This window comes from Pseudomonas sp. Fl5BN2 (genome assembly GCF_009908205.1).
In the GTDB taxonomy this organism is placed as follows: Bacteria; Pseudomonadota; Gammaproteobacteria; order Pseudomonadales; family Pseudomonadaceae; genus Aquipseudomonas.
The window spans coordinates 101299-119010 of record NZ_JAAARL010000022.1; the positions used below are offsets into that span (position 1 = coordinate 101299).

At 60.1% G+C, this 17712-nt stretch carries 13 protein-coding genes and 2 tRNA genes; 11 read left to right on the forward strand and 4 right to left on the reverse strand.

Going from position 1 to position 17712, the window contains the following annotated elements:
* Positions 1-2: 2 nt before the first annotated feature.
* From GV819_RS26350 to GV819_RS26365, 4 genes are all read right to left on the reverse strand, one after another.
* The gene (locus tag GV819_RS26350; RefSeq protein ID WP_161758980.1) at positions 3-1565 is read right to left on the reverse strand and encodes an ABC transporter permease; all 1563 of its coding nucleotides are present in this window, start codon (positions 1563-1565) and stop codon (positions 3-5) included.
* Complete coding sequence (locus GV819_RS26355) at positions 1565-2590, reverse strand: extracellular solute-binding protein (protein WP_161758981.1); 1026 nt, start codon at positions 2588-2590, stop codon at positions 1565-1567. The genes GV819_RS26350 and GV819_RS26355 overlap by 1 nt, the downstream gene beginning before the upstream one ends.
* 177 nt (positions 2591-2767) lie before the next feature.
* A tRNA-Leu gene (locus GV819_RS26360) sits at positions 2768-2854 on the reverse strand.
* Positions 2855-3019: 165 nt separating this feature from the next.
* Positions 3020-3106, reverse strand: a tRNA-Leu gene (locus GV819_RS26365).
* Positions 3107-3331: 225 nt separating this feature from the next.
* On the opposite strand from GV819_RS26365, the gene rnr reads away from it, so the two are divergent.
* The 11 genes from rnr to GV819_RS26420 all read left to right on the forward strand — a co-directional run.
* Positions 3332-5959, forward strand: a complete 2628-nt coding sequence (gene rnr, locus GV819_RS26370) for a ribonuclease R (RefSeq protein ID WP_161758982.1) — start codon at positions 3332-3334, stop codon at positions 5957-5959.
* Positions 5956-6711 (forward strand): 23S rRNA (guanosine(2251)-2'-O)-methyltransferase RlmB, encoded by a 756-nt coding sequence (gene rlmB, locus GV819_RS26375; RefSeq protein WP_161758983.1) that lies wholly within the window; start codon positions 5956-5958, stop codon positions 6709-6711. Before rnr ends, rlmB begins: the two co-directional genes overlap by 4 nt.
* Positions 6712-6960: 249 nt before the next feature.
* Positions 6961-7386: a 30S ribosomal protein S6 gene (rpsF, locus tag GV819_RS26380; RefSeq protein ID WP_020299424.1), complete on the forward strand. Its 426-nt coding sequence runs from the start codon at positions 6961-6963 to the stop codon at positions 7384-7386.
* A 28-nt stretch (positions 7387-7414) separates the two neighbouring features.
* Positions 7415-7645, forward strand: a complete 231-nt coding sequence (rpsR, locus tag GV819_RS26385; protein WP_002551829.1) for a 30S ribosomal protein S18 — start codon at positions 7415-7417, stop codon at positions 7643-7645.
* A 36-nt stretch (positions 7646-7681) separates the two neighbouring features.
* Positions 7682-8578 (forward strand): hypothetical protein, encoded by an 897-nt coding sequence (locus tag GV819_RS26390; protein WP_161758984.1) that lies wholly within the window; start codon positions 7682-7684, stop codon positions 8576-8578.
* Between the two features lie 19 nt (positions 8579-8597).
* Complete coding sequence (gene rplI / locus GV819_RS26395) at positions 8598-9044, forward strand: 50S ribosomal protein L9 (protein WP_161758985.1); 447 nt, start codon at positions 8598-8600, stop codon at positions 9042-9044.
* 126 nt (positions 9045-9170) lie between these two features.
* On the forward strand, positions 9171-10568 hold the full coding sequence (dnaB, locus tag GV819_RS26400) for a replicative DNA helicase (protein WP_161758986.1): 1398 nt from the start codon (positions 9171-9173) through the stop codon (positions 10566-10568).
* Positions 10569-10726: 158 nt separating this feature from the next.
* Entirely contained in the window at positions 10727-13024 is a 2298-nt protein-coding gene (locus tag GV819_RS26405) for a YgiQ family radical SAM protein (protein ID WP_161758987.1), read from the forward strand.
* A gap of 173 nt (positions 13025-13197) precedes the next feature.
* On the forward strand, positions 13198-14139 hold the full coding sequence (locus GV819_RS26410; RefSeq protein ID WP_178126095.1) for an NAD synthetase: 942 nt from the start codon (positions 13198-13200) through the stop codon (positions 14137-14139).
* A gap of 2 nt (positions 14140-14141) precedes the next feature.
* Complete coding sequence (locus GV819_RS26415) at positions 14142-14585, forward strand: hypothetical protein (RefSeq protein ID WP_161758990.1); 444 nt, start codon at positions 14142-14144, stop codon at positions 14583-14585.
* A 179-nt stretch (positions 14586-14764) separates the two neighbouring features.
* On the forward strand, positions 14765-17712 hold a 2948-nt coding region (locus GV819_RS26420; RefSeq protein ID WP_161758989.1), incomplete at its 3' end, for a DUF2126 domain-containing protein.

The window sequence follows — 17712 nt, forward strand, 5'->3', positions numbered from 1 at the left end:
TCTCAACGACTCAAGTACATCCGCGTCGTCAACAGATAGACCGGCAGTCCCGATACCAGAATCAGCAGCGCCGCATAAGGCGCCGCAGCCGCAAACTCGACATTTGCCGTATGCGCCCAGACCTCAGTGGCCAAGGTATTCAATCCGGTTGGGCTGAGTAGCAGGGTCGCGGTCAGCTCTTTCATCGCATCCAGGAATACCAGGGCAAAAGCCGCGCCCAGTGCCGGGAAGATGATCGGCAGGGTCACTCGACAAAAGGCGCTGAACGATGACGCTCCCAAGGTTCTGGCTGCCTCTTCCAGTTGCGGTGCGGCCTTGTTCAGTGCGGTGCGAATCGGCGCTTGCGCCAGCGGCAGGAACAGCAGGGCATAGGCAATCAGCAGCAACGCCGAGGTCTGATACAGCGCCGGCACATAGTGCAAGGCGAAGTACACCAGGCTCAGCGCGATCACCAGCCCTGGCAGGGCATGCAGCAGATAGGGCAGGCGTTCGGCCCAGATTGCCAGTCGCCCTTTGTAGCGCACTACCAGCAGGCCAACCGGCATCGCCAAGGCCAGGCACAAGCCAGCGCCGCCGAGGGACAGCGCCAGCGAGGAAAGCAGGGCCTCGCTGATGGCTGCGACCGGGAAGGCTGCTGATGAGCCGACTGCCAGCCAGTAGGCGAGCATCGCCAAGGGAACGCCGCTGCCAATCAGGGTCAGAATCAGGCAATACAACTGGCCGCCCATGGACCATCGGCCCAGGCGCACCTGCTCGGCGTGCCGCGCCGCTCCTTGGCCGGTGCGCACGTGTCGTCCCTTGCCGCGAGCCCGCAGCTCCAGGCCTAGCAGCATCAGGCACAGTAACAGCAGCACTGCCGAGAGCATCGCCGCATTGGCATTGCTGAATTCCAACTCGAACTGTTGATAGATCGCCGTAGTGAAGGTTTGCAGGCCGATGATCGACAGAGCGCCGAACTCCACCAGCATGTGCAGGGCAATCAGCAGTGATCCGGCCAGCAGTGAGGGCCAGAGCAGGGGGAGGGTGATCTTGAAGAACACTCCCCAGCGGTTCTGTCCGAGGGTGCGCGCCGACTCCTCCAGGGAAGGGTCGAGATTGCGCAGGGTCGCCGCAACCGGTAGGAACACCAGGGGGTATTTGGACAGGGTCATCACTAGGATTGCGCCGCCGAGCCCTTCGAATCCGGAGCTCAGAGACACCCAGGTGAAACTGCTGACGAAGGCCGGCACGGCGAAAGGCAGGCACAGCAGTACACCCCAAAACCGTCGTCCTTGTAGGTCACTGCGCTCCAGCAGCCAGGCCAGGGACAAGCCGATGACGGCGCAGGTGATGGTCACTCCGAGCATGAGCAGCAAGGTATTGCGCAGCAGGCGGAACACATACGGGCGCCATAGCAGGTGCAAGGCTTCGGCCCAGCCAGCCTGCCAGGCCTTGAGCCCGACATACAGCAGTGGCAGCAGGCTCAGACAGACCAGCAGCAGGACCGGAAGCAGCAGCCAGATAGATGGCCGCTTGCGCCGCGGTGTGTGGCGGGAGCTTGAGGCGGCGGTTAGCGATGGATTCATCAGTTCAGGCCGACGTCACGTTCCAGGTCCAGGGCTTCTTCGGCATTGCCGAGATCGGCCGGAGTTACTTTTGGCGCCTGTAATTCGCTGAACGGCTTGAGTCCGCGGTTTGATTCCATGCCTTTATGCAGTGGGTATTCTGCGGTGGTCTGGGTGATCACCTGCTGACCGTCTTCGCTGGCCATATAGGCGAGGAATTGTTGGGCTTCTTTTGGGTGTTTGCTGGATTTGAGTACTGCCGCGCTGGACACGGTAATCAGTCCACCGGCGTCACCGTCGGTAAAGTAATGCAGTTTCGAGTCCAGTTGGCCTTTTTCCCGTTGTAGGGCGAACCAGTAGTAGTTGTTCACTAGGACTGTAGCCACTTCAGCGTTTTCCACGGCTTTTAGGGCCACCATGTTGTTGCTGTAAACCTTGCCGAATGCCCGCAGGCCGGTCAGCCATTCTTCGGCGGCGTCCATCCCGTGCAACTTGATGATCGCCACAGCCTGTTCCTGGAAGGCGCCGCTGGTGGGTACGAAGCCGACCTTGCCTTGCCATTGTGGTTGGGAGAATTCCAACACTGACTTGGGCAGGTCTTTTTCGTCGATCAGTTTCGGGTTGAAGGCCACGACCCTCACGCGCGCGGTAATGCCGATCCAGGTGCCATTGCCGGCCACATATTCCTTGGGCAGCATGGCGAGGGTGGTGGCATCGCTCTGGGCTAGCAGGCCTTGCTCGCCGAGTTTGTTCAGGGGAGGGGATTCTTCGGTGTAGATCACGTCGGCGGGAGAGCGTTCGCCTTCTTCGACAATCTGGCTGGCCAGTTGATTGCTGCTGCCCTTGCGCACGTTGACGTGTATGCCGGTCTTGGCTTCGAAGGCCTTGGCGACAGCATCGCCAACTTCCTTGTGCTGCCCGTTGTATAGGGTCAGAGAGACTGGATCAGCTGCTTGGGTGGGTGGGGAAGCCAGGGTCAGTCCCAGCAAAGTGATGGTCAAGCCGCGCAGAAGGGATGTTGGAAGGAGGGTATTTCTGAACATCATTCGCAGGTTTCCTCACTGTAGCGTCGCAAAAACTTGTAACAATCATAAACGATATCGTTTCTCATGTGGGTTTTGCGGAGGTAGCAGGAGGCGGAGAGATATAGGGGGGAGTAAACGCAAAAACCCGCTTTCGCGGGTTTTTGTGAGACTTGAAAGCGCTGCTTTCAAGTTTTGAATTGGTGCCCAGAAGAAGACTCGAACTTCCACGACCTTGCGGTCACCAGCACCTGAAGCTGGCGTGTCTACCAATTTCACCATCTGGGCAGTATCGACGTTGTCGCCGTGTCGATGGAGCGCACTATACGGAGAGCGTTTTGATCTGTAAACCCCTGTTTTGGTTTTATTAAATCAAACACTTAGAATGCAAAAACCCGCTTTCGCGGGTTTTTGTTTGAGCGTTGAAATTGTTCTAATCTCAAGCTCTTGAATTGGTGCCCAGAAGAAGACTCGAACTTCCACGACCTTGCGGTCACCAGCACCTGAAGCTGGCGTGTCTACCAATTTCACCATCTGGGCAGCATCGCTGACGTCTCCGTCGTCGATGGCGCGCACTATACGGACGCTATTTTAAGCTGTAAACCCAGAGGATCAAAAAATCTTGAAAAAAGTTGATGAAATCATGCTTAAGGGCGTTTCTGGAGTGCTACGGAGGATTTTCCAGCGTTGTCTGAGCCTGAAATTTCCCGTTTCAATACGCGTATGCCAAACTAACCCGCATATAGACAAGGTGAAATTTATCTAATGGCCGATTGGCAGTCCCTCGATCCCGAGGCCGCTCGTGAAGCGGAAAAATACGAAAACCCTATTCCTAGCCGCGAACTTATCCTCCAGCACCTTGCTGATCGGGGTTCGCCTGCTAGTCGCGAGCAGTTGGTAGAAGAGTTTGGTCTGACCACAGAGGACCAGCTCGAAGCCCTGCGCCGCCGCCTGCGCGCCATGGAGCGCGATGCTCAACTGATCTACACCCGTCGCGGTACCTATGCGCCGGTAGACAAGCTCGACCTGATTCTCGGCCGCATAAGCGGTCACCGCGATGGCTTTGGTTTCCTGGTGCCGGACGACGGCAGCGACGACCTGTTCATGAGCCCTGCGCAAATGCGCCTAGTGTTCGATGGCGATCGCGCTCTGGCCCGGGTTTCTGGCCTGGACCGCCGTGGTCGTCGCGAAGGCGTGATCGTCGAAGTGGTGTCCCGTGCTCACGAAAGCATTGTTGGCCGTTACTTCGAAGAAGGCGGTATCGGCTTCGTGGTGGCGGATAACCCGAAGATCCAGCAGGAAGTGCTAGTGACTCCGGGGCGCAACGCCAATGCCAAGGTCGGTCAGTTCGTTGAGGTGAAGATCACTCACTGGCCGACGCCGCGCTTCCAGCCGCAAGGTGACGTGGTAGAGGTGGTGGGCAACTACATGGCCCCCGGCATGGAAATCGACGTTGCCCTGCGCACCTACGATATTCCTCATGTATGGCCTGAAGCCGTACTCAAGGAAGCTGCCAAGCTTAAGCCGGAAGTGGAGGACAAGGACAAAGAGAAGCGCATCGACCTGCGTGATCTGCCGTTCGTCACCATCGACGGTGAAGACGCCCGGGACTTCGATGATGCGGTCTTCTGCGAAGCCAAGCCTGGCAAGCTGCGCCTATTCGGTGGCGGCTGGAAACTGTACGTGGCGATTGCCGACGTCTCCAGCTACGTGAAGATCGGTTCGGCCCTGGACGCTGAGGCTCAGGTGCGCGGCAACTCGGTATATTTCCCTGAGCGGGTGATCCCGATGCTGCCCGAGCAGTTGTCCAACGGACTGTGCTCGCTGAATCCGAAAGTCGATCGTTTGGCCATGGTCTGCGAAATGACCATCTCCAAGTCCGGCGAGATGACCGACTATCAGTTCTACGAGGCGGTGATCCACTCCAAGGCGCGTCTGACCTACAACAAGGTCAGCGCTATTCTCGAACAGCCGAAAACCACCGAAGCCAAGCAGTTGCGTGGTGAATACGCTGACGTCGTGCCGCACCTCAAGCAGCTGTATGCGCTGTACAAGGTCCTGCTCGGTGCCCGGCATGCCCGTGGTGCCATCGACTTCGAAACCCAGGAAACCCGGATCATCTTCGGTTCCGAGCGCAAGATTGCCGAGATTCGTCCGACCACGCGCAACGATGCTCACAAGCTGATCGAGGAATGCATGCTGGCGGCCAACGTGGCCACTGCCGAGTTCCTCAAGAAGCACGAGATTCCGGCTCTGTACCGGGTGCACGATGGTCCGCCGCCGGAGCGTCTGGAAAAGCTCCGTGCTTTCCTTGGCGAACTGGGCTTGTCCCTGCATAAGGGCAAGAATGGTCCAACGCCGAAGGACTATCAGGCTCTGCTGGAAACCATCAAGGACCGTCCGGATTACCACTTGATCCAGACCGTGATGCTGCGCTCCCTGAGCCAGGCGGTGTATAGCGCCGATAACCAGGGTCACTTCGGCCTGAATTACGAAGCCTATACCCACTTCACCTCGCCGATCCGTCGTTACCCAGACCTGCTGACCCACCGGGCCATTCGCAGTGTCATCCACTCCAAGCAGGACACGCCACACGTGCGTCGCGCTGGAGCAATGACGATTCCGAAGGCGCGTATCTATCCGTACGATGAGGCAATTCTGGAGCAGCTCGGCGAGCAGTGCTCGATGAGCGAGCGCCGCGCCGACGAGGCTACTCGCGACGTGGTGAACTGGCTCAAGTGCGAGTTCATGAAGGATCGCGTGGGTGAGTCTTTCCCGGGGGTGATCACGGCGGTTACCGGCTTTGGTCTGTTCGTCGAGTTGACCGATATCTACGTTGAAGGCCTGGTGCACGTCACCGCCTTGCCGGGTGACTACTACCACTTCGATCCTGTGCATCACCGCCTGGCGGGCGAGCGCACCGGTCGCAGCTTCCGCCTGGGTGACACCGTGGAAGTGCGGGTGATGCGCGTCGACCTCGACGAGCGCAAGATCGATTTCGAGATGGCAGAAAAAACCATCAGCGCCCCGATCGGTCGAAAAAAACGCGGCACTGCGGATGCGCCCGTGAGCAAAACTGTCGAGGCGTCTGCTCCGGCCAAGGCCGGACGTCGCAGCTCCACCAAGGAAAAGGCCGGTGAGGCTTATCGTCCGAGCGATGCTGCGGCGAAAAATGCCGAACTGCGCAAAAGTCGTGAAATGAAGCAGGCGCTGCTGACTGAAGCGAAAAGCGGTGGCAAGGCGGCTTCTGGTGGAAAGTCCGGCAAGTCGGCTCCTGCAAGAAATAGCGACAAGCCCGCCAAGCCGAGCAAACATCGTAAAGGTCCGCCCAAGGCGGGCTCCGCTTCCGGTGCGAAAAGCTCTGGGGCGCGTAAACCTAAGGCCAAGTCATGAGTCAGTTGGAAAAGATCTACGGCGTGCATGCTGTGGAAGCATTGCTGCGTCACCATCCCAAGCGGGTCAAGCAGATCTGGTTGGCTGAAGGGCGCAGTGAGCCTCGGGTTCAGGCGTTGGTGGATCTGGCGGCGCAGAACCGGGTTTCTGTCGGTCAGGCCGAGCGGCGTGAAATGGACGCTTGGGTTGAGGGTGTGCATCAGGGCGTGGTGGCGGAGGTCAGTCCGAGCCAGGTGTGGGGCGAAGCCATGCTCGATGAGCTATTGGATCGCACCGAAGGCGCGCCGCTGTTGTTGGTGCTCGATGGCGTGACCGATCCGCACAACCTCGGCGCTTGCTTGCGCACCGCCGATGCGGCAGGTGCCTTGGCTGTGTTGGTGCCCAAGGACAAGTCGGCAACCTTGACGCCGACCGTGCGTAAAGTGGCCTGCGGTGCTGCGGAAGTGATTCCGTTGGTGGCCGTGACCAACCTCGCGCGCACCCTGGAAAAACTCCAGCAGCGTGGTCTGTGGATCGTCGGCACTGCCGGCGAGGCTGAGCAGGAGTTGTACGATCAGGACCTCACTGGCCCGACCATCATCATCATGGGGGCGGAAGGCAAGGGCATGCGTCGCCTGACTCGTGAGCATTGCGACTACCTGGTGCGCCTGCCAATGGCTGGCAGTGTCAGCAGTCTCAACGTGTCCGTGGCCACTGGCGTGTGTCTCTTTGAAGCCATGCGTCAACGCAGCGCCAAGACCAAGAAGTCCTGACGCTCTTCTATAGGAGTCGGCTTGCCGGCGGACCGCATGCTGCCGTCCATCGCCGGCAAGCAGGCTCCTATAGGTTGTTGTTCAAATAATCACCAATTGCCTTGCGCCGCTGTTCCCCCTTCTCTACAATTGCGCCCCTTGCCGTGACGGCAGGCGCATATGTGCCTATCTCTGGCAAGACACACAAGTGTCATTCACTCCTTGTCTGACCGCTTATAGGCGGCAGGCTACAACCCGTAAGGAGCATTCATGCGTCATTACGAAATCATCTTTTTGGTCCACCCGGATCAAAGCGAGCAAGTCGGCGGCATGGTTGAGCGTTACACCAAGCTGATCGAAGAAGACGGCGGCAAAATCCACCGTCTGGAAGATTGGGGCCGTCGTCAACTGGCCTACGCAATCAACAATGTTCACAAGGCTCACTACGTGATGCTGAACGTTGAGTGCACCGGTAAAGCCCTGGCTGAACTGGAAGACAACTTCCGTTACAACGATGCAGTGATCCGTAACCTGGTCATCCGTCGCGAAGAAGCCGTTACCGGCCAATCCGAGATGCTCAAGGCTGAAGAAAACCGCAGTGAGCGCCGTGAGCGTCGTGACCGTCCTGAGCATTCTGACAGCGCCGATGGCGATGACAGCGATAACAGCGACGCCAGCGATAACGCTGACGAGTAATCCACGGACCTTTTGAGGAGCCAATTACATGGCACGTTTCTTCCGTCGTCGTAAATTCTGCCGCTTCACCGCTGAAGACGTGAAAGAGATCGATTACAAAGATCTCAACACTCTGAAAGCTTATGTATCCGAGACCGGCAAAATCGTTCCAAGCCGCATCACCGGTACCAAAGCTCGTTATCAGCGTCAGCTGGCCACCGCTATCAAGCGCGCCCGCTTCCTGGCCCTGCTGGCCTACACCGACAGCCACGGCCGCTGAGACCGGGCTGTCGACAAGTAGTAAGGGATTGAATGCATGCGCGCCTTAGCTGAGTTCATCATGCGCGGTCGTGTGCAGGCCACGTTAGTCGTGGCCGGATCTGCGGCATTGCCGCTGTTGTTCTGGTTGAGTGCCGCTGCGGGTTGCCTTGTGCTCCTTCGGCGCGGTTCGGACGCCCTTGGCGTCCTCGGAGTCGGGGTGCTTTCAGCATTGATTTGCTGGCACTTCCAGAAAGACCCCAGTGCACTGTTGGTGCTGCTTGGGTCTTGCGGTCTGGCGCTGGTGTTGCGCGCCGGCCACTCCTGGAATCGTGTGCTGTTGGCGAGCGTGGCGATTGCGCTGTTGTGTGTAGCGATATTGGGGACGTTGTTCAGTCCCTTTGTCGATGCGGTGACGCAGGAACTTGTAAAGGTCCTGCCACTGATGTTGGGTGAGGTCTACCAGCAGCTTTCGGTAGATCAGCGAGCCAACCTCGCCTCACTCGTTGCACCTATGGTGATCGGTTCGATTGCGATGATGTTCCAGGTCTTCAGCGTGCTGTGCCTGATTCTTGGGCGCTACTGGCAAGCGTCGTTGTACAACCCCGGTGGTTTTGGTCGCGAATTTCGCCAGATCAGAATCCCCAAGGGACCCTTGATGTTGCTGCTGGCATTGATGTTTGTGGGGCCGATTCTGAGCCCGCAAATGTGGATTCTGGTGCCGTTTTGCAGCGTACCACTGGTCCTCGCCGGGCTGGCCCTGATGCACGGGCTGGTGGCGCAGAAAAGACTGGCCAATTTCTGGCTGGTCGGGGTTTACGTCACGCTGCTGCCTTTGATGCACCTGCTCGTCCCGTTGCTCGTGGTCCTGACCATTGTTGACAGCCTGATTGATTTTCGCGGTCGTTTGGCGCCGAAAGACGCCGATGACGGCTCTGCGAACGGTGAAGGTTAAAAGTTAAGAGGATTTTCACATGCAACTGATCCTTCTGGAAAAAGTCGCCAACCTGGGCAACCTGGGCGACAAAGTGAATGTTAAGGCTGGTTACGGCCGTAACTACCTGCTGCCTTACGGCAAAGCCACCGCTGCGACCGCTGCCAACCTGGCTGCGTTCGAAGAGCGTCGTGCTGAGCTGGAAAAACTGGCTGCAGACCGTAAAACTTCGGCTGAAAGCCGCGCTGCCCAACTGGCTGAGCTGGAAGTGACTATCACTGCCACCGCCGGTGACGAAGGCAAGCTGTTCGGTTCGATCGGTACCCACGATATCGCTGATGCACTGACCGCCTCTGGCGTTGAAGTTGCAAAAAGCGAAGTTCGTCTGCCGAACGGCACCATCCGCAACGTAGGCGAATTCGACGTAGCCGTGCACTTGCACGCTGAAGTTGAAGCAACCGTACGCGTTGTTGTGGTGGCTGCTTAAGCAGCACTTGTCGGCTGGCACCCTCGGGTGCTTGTCGGTAACATCGGGCACGATCCTGTTTACAGGTCGTGCCCTTTGTCTTTCTGCTGATCCTGATTTCCACACCCCCCCGAATTCCAAGTGGCCATGAACGATATCTCCGCTCCCGAGCAATACGATCTGCAAACCGCTGCCCTGAAGGTGCCGCCGCATTCCATCGAGGCCGAACAGGCCGTGCTCGGTGGTCTGATGCTGGACAACAACGCCTGGGAGCGTGTGCTTGATCAAGTCTCGGACGGCGACTTCTATCGGCATGACCACCGCCTGATCTTCCGCGCGATCGCCAAGCTGGCCGATCAGAACATGCCGATCGACGTGGTCACCCTGTCCGAGCAATTGGACAAGGAAGGCCAGACGTCCCAGGTGGGTGGCCTGGGCTACCTCGGCGAGCTGGCGAAGAACACCCCGTCGGTGGCCAACATCAAGGCCTATGCGCAGATCGTTCGTGCGCGGGCAACCTTGCGGCAATTGATCGGCATCGCTACCGAGATCGCCGACAGTGCATTCAACCCCGAAGGCCGTACGGCGGAAGAGATTCTCGACGAAGCTGAGCGACAGATCTTCCAGATCGCCGAGGCCCGGCCAAAAACCGGCGGCCCGGTGAGCGTGAATGACCTGCTGACCAAGGCCATCGACCGTATCGACACCTTGTTCAACACCGACAACGCGATTACCGGGCTGTCCACCGGCTACACCGATCTCGACGAGAAGACCAGTGGCCTGCAGCCGGCCGACCTGATCATCGTTGCTGGCCGTCCGTCGATGGGCAAGACCACCTTTGCGATGAACCTGGTGGAGAACGCGGTACTGCGCAGCGACAAGGCGGTGCTGGTGTACTCCCTGGAAATGCCAGGTGAATCGCTGATCATGCGTATGTTGTCGTCCCTCGGCCGTATCGACCAGACCAAGGTCCGTTCCGGTCAGCTGGAAGATGACGACTGGCCGCGCCTGACCTCGGCGGTCAACTTGCTCAATGACCGCAAACTGTTCATCGACGATACCGCGGGCATCAGCCCGTCGGAAATGCGCGCACGGACCCGGCGCCTGGTCCGCGAGCACGGTGACGTCGGGCTGATCATGATCGACTACCTGCAATTGATGCAGATCCCGGGTTCGGGCGGCGACAACCGGACCAACGAAATTTCCGAGATCTCCCGTTCCTTGAAGGCTCTGGCCAAGGAATTCAATTGCCCGGTGGTGGCGCTGTCACAGCTCAACCGCTCCCTGGAGCAACGGCCGAACAAGCGCCCGATCAACTCCGACTTGCGCGAATCCGGAGCGATCGAGCAGGACGCCGACGTCATCATGTTCGTCTACCGGGACGAGGTCTATCACCCGGAAACCGAGCACAAAGGCATCGCCGAGATCATCATCGGCAAGCAGCGGAACGGCCCCATCGGCTTTGTCCGCCTGGCCTTCATCGGCAAGTACACGCGCTTCGAGAACCTCGCACCGGGCAGTTACAACTTCGACGACGACGAATAACCCGTCTGGGCTCTCCTGGTGCCGGCATGCCGGTGCAGCGGGTCACACTGAATTCCGACCATTGCGGTCGGAATTGGTTATTTTTTGTGCTATATTCCGCGCCCGCGAATTTCCCGTAAATCCACGCGTCCTCTTCTACGCCAACACCGGTCATCGACATGCAAGCAGCCAAGCCGTTATTTGACTATCCAAAGTACTGGGCCGAATGTTTCGGGCCAGCGCCATTCCTGCCCATGAGCAGGGAGGAGATGGATCAGCTCGGCTGGGATTCATGCGACATCATCATCGTCACCGGTGATGCCTACGTCGATCACCCGTCGTTCGGCATGGCGATCATCGGCCGGCTGCTGGAGTCCCAGGGCTTTCGCGTCGGGATCATCGCCCAGCCCAACTGGCAGTCCAAAGACGACTTCATGAAGCTCGGCGAGCCGAACCTGTTCTTCGGCGTCGCCGCCGGCAACATGGACTCGATGATCAACCGCTACACCGCCGACAAGAAGATCCGTTCCGACGACGCCTACACCCCGGGTGGCCTGGCGGGCAAGCGTCCGGATCGCGCCAGCCTGGTGTACAGCCAGCGCTGCAAGGAAGCCTACAAGAATGTGCCAATCGTCCTTGGCGGCATTGAGGCTTCCCTGCGCCGCATCGCCCACTACGACTACTGGCAGGACCGGGTTCGCAACTCGATCCTGATCGATGCCAGCGCCGACATCCTGCTCTACGGCAACGCCGAACGGGCGATTGTCGAAGTCGCCCAGCGCCTGTCCTACGGCCACAAGATCGAAGACATTACCGACGTGCGCGGTACGGCCTTCATTCGCCGCGACACGCCTAAAGACTGGTACGAAGTGGATTCCACGCGTATTGACCGTCCGGGCAAGGTCGACAAGATCATCAACCCCTACGTGAATACCCAGGACACCCAGGCTTGCGCCATCGAGCAGGACAAGGGACCGGTTGAAGATCCTCAGGAAGCCAAGGTGGTGCAGATTCTTGCCAGCCCGCGGATGACTCGGGACAAGACCGTGATCCGCCTGCCGTCCATGGAGAAGGTGCGCAACGATCCAGTCCTGTACGCCCACGCCAACCGCGTGCTGCATCTGGAAACCAACCCGGGCAACGCCCGCGCGCTGGTGCAGAAACATGGCGAGGTCGATGTCTGGTTCAATCCGCCGCCGATTCCCATGACCACCGAGGAAATGGACTACGTGTTCGGCATGCCGTATCAGCGCATTCCGCACCCGGTCTATGGCAAGGAAAAGATCCCGGCGTACGACATGATTCGTTTCTCGGTGAACATCATGCGTGGCTGCTTCGGTGGCTGTACTTTCTGCTCCATTACCGAGCACGAAGGGCGGATCATCCAGAACCGTTCCGAAGAGTCGATCATTCGCGAGATCGAAGAAATCCGCGACAAGGTCCCGGGTTTTACCGGGGTGATCTCCGACCTCGGCGGCCCGACCGCGAACATGTATCGCATTGCCTGCAAGACCCCGGAAATCGAATCCGCGTGCCGCAAGCCGTCTTGCGTGTTCCCTGGCATCTGCCCGAACCTGAACACCGATCACTCGTCGCTGATCCAGCTGTACCGCAGCGCCCGTGCGCTGCCGGGGGTGAAGAAGATCCTCATCGCTTCGGGCCTGCGCTACGACCTGGCGGTGGAATCGCCGGAGTACGTCAAGGAGCTGGTGACCCACCACGTGGGTGGCTACCTGAAGATCGCCCCGGAACACACTGAGGAAGGTCCACTCAACCAGATGATGAAGCCGGGCATCGGCAGTTATGACCGGTTCAAGCGGATGTTCGAGAAGTACTCCAAGGAAGCCGGCAAGGAGCAGTACCTGATTCCATACTTCATCGCCGCCCACCCGGGCACCACCGATGAAGACATGATGAACCTGGCCCTGTGGCTCAAGGGCAACGGCTTCCGTGCCGATCAGGTACAGGCCTTCTACCCGTCGCCGATGGCCACCGCTACCGCCATGTACCATTCGGGCAAGAACCCGCTGCGCAAGGTCACCTACAAGAGTGGCGAAGTGACCATCGTCAAGAGCGAGGAACAGCGTCGCCTGCACAAGGCGTTCCTGCGTTATCACGATCCGAAAGGCTGGCCGATGCTGCGCGAGGCCCTGCTGCGCATGGGCCGTGGCGACCTGATCGGCCCGGGCAAGAATCAGCTGATTCCGACCCATCAGCCGGCGACCGATAGCTACCAGAGCGCCCGGCGCAAGAACTCGACGCCGGCCGGCAGCCACAAGGTGGGCAAGGAAACCAAGATCCTTACCCAGCACACCGGCCTGCCGCCGCGGGCCAGTGACGGCGGCAACGCCTGGGACAAGCGTGAACAGGCCAAGGCTGCGGCATTTGCCCGTAACAAACAGGCTGCTAAAGAGCGTGCCGACGCGGCCAAGGGCAAAGGCAACAAGCCGACCCGCAAGCCGGTGGTACCGCGCTAAACCCCCAAAACGCCAGCCGCAGAGCTGGCGTTTTGCCGTTATGGCGACTGGTTTTATTTGCCGGCGGGCGGTCAACAAACACCCTGAGCTTTGTTAAGGTGGCGCGGTTTTTCAACAGGCTACCGCCAGGTTGGTGCTTGGCACCGGTGGTAGATGTCTTCTTCAGTTCAAGGATGAATAGCGTGACCAGCCTGTTAGCCGGCATCGGCATGGATTCCAATCGCTCGCAGTTTTTCGCCCGCCAACGCATCGAAAGCGAGATTGACCTGCCACGGCTGTTCGCCGCCATCGATTCCGATCCGGCGATTGTCGGCGCCGGGGTGGTGTACATCGACGCCGACTTCAATGTGGTGACCCTGCGCGAGTTCAAGCCGATCTGCAGCATTACCCCCAAGCGGCTGATCCTGCGTGAGGCCAAGAAGTACATCACGCCCCAGCAGTTTATCGAACAGGTGAAGAAGAACCCCCGCGAGTCGCGCCTGACCACTGAGGCGGTGAATACCACGCTGTCCTGTGGCGCCGCGCTGCTGGGCTGGATCGTGGTGTTCAGCGGCAGCATTGCGGTGCCGTTCACGGCGGGGGCCAGTGCGTTCATGGTCGGCCTGGGGATTGCCGCTGCGTCAGCCGGTACCGCCCAGTGCGGAATCGGTGGCCTGCGGGTGCTGAATGAAATCCACAACCCCGATGCCAATGACGAGATGGACGATGCCGAGTGGTACACCACCGTGTCACCGATTCTCGATGGAATATCCCTGGTGGGAGTGGGCGGCTCGGCGCTGACCACGGTCAAGCTGCTCAAGGCCAACAAGGCCTCCGGCATCGGCAAGAGCTGGTACCAGCTGCTGCGTGGGCTCAATCGCCAGGAGCGAGCCAAGCTCACCCGCGAACTGCTGACCCTGCGCGACCCTGGCCTGACGCCCAAGCTGCTGAAGCTGCGACAACGCACCGGAGCGTTGCCCAAGCGCTACAGCTCGGCCGAGATCCGCCATGCCACGCTGACTCAGATCAAGGACTCCGTGGGCGCCGGCCTATCGGTCTGGGGCAGCAACAGGAGCGGCCTGCTGAAGGAAGGCAAGACCCTGGCCTTGGGCCTGTATGAGGAGTTCGACGAATGAAAATGCTCGGCGGCGGATCGATGCGGGCGTTTCTCGCGCGCTACTTCCCGATTTTCATGTTCACGGTGCTGTTGGGCTGTTTCAGCGCTTCGGCCTTGCTGTCCCTGGCGGGCACCACCTATTGGCGTGATCTGCTGTCAGCTCAGCGCACCGACTATCTGGGGATTGCCCTGATGGTGCTGATGCCGCTGCTGGTCCTTGGCAATCTGTTGATCATCCGTGGCCGCTCCTGGGCGGTGTGGGTGGTGGCCGGGTATTTTCTTGGCTGCCTGGCAATGACCATACCGATGATCCAGTACCGCCCTCACCAGGGTGTGTATCTGTTCGCAATCCTGCTGCCGTTGCTTGGGTTGCTGCTACTCAATAGCAAGCGGCACCGGGAAATGCGTGAGAAATTGCTGGAAGTCCGCCACGAGCGACAACGTGTCAAGAAAGCCGCCCGGTAGCGGCGCTGATGAGTCCGGCAGAGCCCGGTGCATTTGAGTGCGGCAGCTTGCACGCCGATGCACCGGTGCGCGATTTTAGTGCTGTACTGCGCTGAGTCGCTGAGCAAACCTGCGGACTTGTGCGCTGGCATAACTCTTGCGCGGGTTGCTCCACCGCTCAGGCCCGCAGGAGGCACGCCGTGTCGATTCATGTCGCATTGCACCATGTCACGCACTATCGCTACGACCGCGCCGTCGAACTGGGCCCGCAGATCGTCCGCCTGCGCCCGGCTGCCCACAGCCGCACGCGAATCCTCTCCTATGCGCTGAAGGTCCAGCCCGAGCAGCATTTCATCAACTGGCAGCAGGACCCCCAGGGCAACTATCTGGCGCGCCTGGTGTTTCCGGAGAAAACCGCTGAGCTACGGATCGAGGTGGATCTACTGGCGGAGATGGCGGTGTTCAATCCGTTCGACTTCTTCCTTGAGCCTTACGCGGAACAGATTCCCTTTGCCTACGCTTCCGATGAGCAGCGTGAACTCGCGCCGTATCTGCAAACCTTGCCCCTGACGCCGAGGTTCCAGGCCTACCTGGACGGTATCCCACGCACGCCGCTGCCGGCAGTGGACTTCCTGGTGGGCTTGAATCAGCGGCTCAGTGCCGACATCGCCTACCTGATCCGCATGGAGTCTGGCGTGCAGACCCCGGAGCAAACCCTGCTCAATGCTTCCGGATCCTGCCGCGACTCGGCTTGGTTGCTGGTGCAACTGTTGCGCAATCTGGGCCTGGCGGCGCGTTTTGTCTCTGGTTACCTGATCCAGCTGACGGCGGACGTCAAATCCCTGGATGGTCCTTCGGGCACCGAGGTGGATTTCACCGACTTGCACGCCTGGTGCGAAGTGTATCTGCCCGGTGCCGGCTGGATTGGCCTGGATGCCACCTCTGGGCTGTTCGCTGGAGAAGGGCACATTCCCCTGGCGTGTAGCCCCGATCCGTCTTCAGCGGCGCCTATCACTGGTCTGGTGGAGCCTTGCGAGTGCGAATTCAGCCATGAAATGAGTGTGGAGCGAATCTGGGAAGCCCCCCGGGTGACCAAGCCCTACACCGACGAGCAATGGCTGGCGATCCAGGCCCTGGGCCGGAAGATCGATGCCGATCTGCTGGAGGGCGATGTGCGCCTGACCATGGGCGGCGAGCCGACCTTTGTCGCCATCGACGACCCGGATAGCGCCGAGTGGAACACCGCGGCCCTGGGGGCTAACAAACGGCGCCTGTCCGGCGAACTGTTCCAGCGCCTGCGCCAGCACTACGCCCCCAAGGGGCTGGTGCACTTTGGCCAGGGCAAGTGGTACCCGGGGGAACAGCTGCCGCGCTGGTCGCTGAACTGCCACTGGCGGCGCGACGCTGTGCCGATCTGGCAGAACAGTGCGTTGATCGCCGACGAACATGAGGATTACGGCGCCGACGCGCAGTTGGCCGAGCGCTTTCTCGCCAGCGTCGCCGAGCGCCTGAAGCTGCCAGCGCGCTTTGTGTTTCCCGCCTATGAGGACAACTTCTACTACCTGTGGCGCGAGGGCTGCCTGCCGTTGAATGTCAGCGCCGAGGACTCGCGACTCGAGGATGCCCAGGAGCGCCAGCGCCTGCGCAAGGTCTTCAGTCAGGGGCTGGACAAGGTCATTGGCCAGGTGCTGCCTCTGGCCCGCACTGCCCAGGGTGATCAATGGCAGAGCGGGCGCTGGTACTTACGAGACAGCCATTGCCGCCTGGTGCCCGGGGACTCGCCGCTGGGTTATCGATTGCCCCTGGCTTCCCAGCCTTGGGTGACGGCGGCGGAATATCCCTTCATTCATCCCACCGATCCGAACCAGGACTTCGCCGAACTGCCGGACCGTGCGCAATTGCACGCAGTCAGTGAACCGGCGGCGTTGGATGAGCGCGTGCCGCAGGTCGATCAATCTGCGGATTGGCTGACTCGCACCGCCCTGTGTGCCGAAGCGCGCGAGGGGCGGTTGTACCTGTTCATGCCTCCTCTGGAACGGCTTGAGGATTATCTGCAGCTAGTCGGCGTGATCGAGGCCACCGCCGACGAGCTGCGCTGTCCGGTGCTGCTGGAGGGCTACGAGCCGCCGGCGGACCCGCGCCTGTGCAACTTCCGGGTGACCCCGGATCCGGGGGTAATCGAAGTCAACGTGCAGCCCTCCGTTAGCTGGGACGAGTTGGTAGAGCGCACCGAGTTCCTCTACGAGCAGGCTCGGCAGACTCGCCTGACCAGTGAGAAATTCATGATCGATGGGCGTCATACCGGTACCGGTGGCGGCAACCATTTTGTTCTTGGTGGGGCAACCCCGGCGGACTCGCCGTTCCTGCGGCGCCCCGACCTGCTGCGCAGCCTGATCAGCTACTGGCACAATCACCCGTCGCTGTCCTACCTGTTTTCCGGCTTGTTCATCGGCCCGACCTCTCAGGCACCAAGGGTCGACGAGGCGCGCAACGATGCGCTGTACGAACTGGAAATAGCCTTCGCGCAGATGCCCGAGCCCGGAGAAGAGTGCGCCCCTTGGCTGGTGGACCGGCTGTTGCGCAACCTGCTGATCGATGTCACTGGCAACACTCACCGCGCCGAGTTCTGCATCGACAAGCTGTACTCGCCGGACGGCCCCACTGGGCGCCTCGGCCTGCTGGAACTGCGGGCCTTTGAAATGCCCCCCCATGCACGTATGAGCCTGGTCCAGCAGTTGTTGCTGCGGGCGCTGGTGGCGCGTTTCTGGCGCGAACCCTATGCCCCGGACAAGCTGGCGCGCTGGGGCACCGAGTTGCACGATCGCTTCCTGCTGCCGCATTTCATCGAACAGGATTTCGCCGATGTGCTGGTCGAGTTGAACGTCGCGGGATATCCGCTGCGCGCCGAATGGTTTGCCGCGCACCTGGAGTTCCGTTTTCCCAAGGTGGGCGACTACGCGGTCAGCGGCATTGAATTGGAGTTGCGCCAGGCTCTGGAGCCCTGGCATGTGCTGGGGGAGGAAGGCGCGCCCGGGGGCGCCGTGCGTTATGTCGACTCTTCCCTGGAACGCCTGCAGGTCAAGGTCAGCGGGTTAGTGGCCCAGCGTCATGTGCTGACCTGCAACGGTGTGGCGCTACCGTTGCAGCC

What these genes read in the sequence shown, in the direction of transcription:
- GV819_RS26405 (WP_161758987.1), top strand. Translation starts at nt 10,727, where the DNA reads ATGCAAGCAGCCAAGCCGTTATTTGACTATCCAAAGTACTGGGCCGAA.
- GV819_RS26410 (WP_178126095.1), top strand. Translation starts at nt 13,198, where the DNA reads ATGAATAGCGTGACCAGCCTGTTAGCCGGCATCGGCATGGATTCCAAT.
- rpsF (WP_020299424.1), top strand. Translation starts at nt 6,961, where the DNA reads ATGCGTCATTACGAAATCATCTTTTTGGTCCACCCGGATCAAAGCGAG.
- rlmB (WP_161758983.1), top strand. Translation starts at nt 5,956, where the DNA reads ATGAGTCAGTTGGAAAAGATCTACGGCGTGCATGCTGTGGAAGCATTG.
- GV819_RS26350 (WP_161758980.1), bottom strand. Translation starts at nt 1,565, where the DNA reads ATGAATCCATCGCTAACCGCCGCCTCAAGCTCCCGCCACACACCGCGG.
- dnaB (WP_161758986.1), top strand. Translation starts at nt 9,171, where the DNA reads ATGAACGATATCTCCGCTCCCGAGCAATACGATCTGCAAACCGCTGCC.
- GV819_RS26390 (WP_161758984.1), top strand. Translation starts at nt 7,682, where the DNA reads ATGCGCGCCTTAGCTGAGTTCATCATGCGCGGTCGTGTGCAGGCCACG.
- rpsR (WP_002551829.1), top strand. Translation starts at nt 7,415, where the DNA reads ATGGCACGTTTCTTCCGTCGTCGTAAATTCTGCCGCTTCACCGCTGAA.
- rnr (WP_161758982.1), top strand. Translation starts at nt 3,332, where the DNA reads ATGGCCGATTGGCAGTCCCTCGATCCCGAGGCCGCTCGTGAAGCGGAA.
- rplI (WP_161758985.1), top strand. Translation starts at nt 8,598, where the DNA reads ATGCAACTGATCCTTCTGGAAAAAGTCGCCAACCTGGGCAACCTGGGC.
- GV819_RS26355 (WP_161758981.1), bottom strand. Translation starts at nt 2,590, where the DNA reads ATGATGTTCAGAAATACCCTCCTTCCAACATCCCTTCTGCGCGGCTTG.
- GV819_RS26415 (WP_161758990.1), top strand. Translation starts at nt 14,142, where the DNA reads ATGCTCGGCGGCGGATCGATGCGGGCGTTTCTCGCGCGCTACTTCCCG.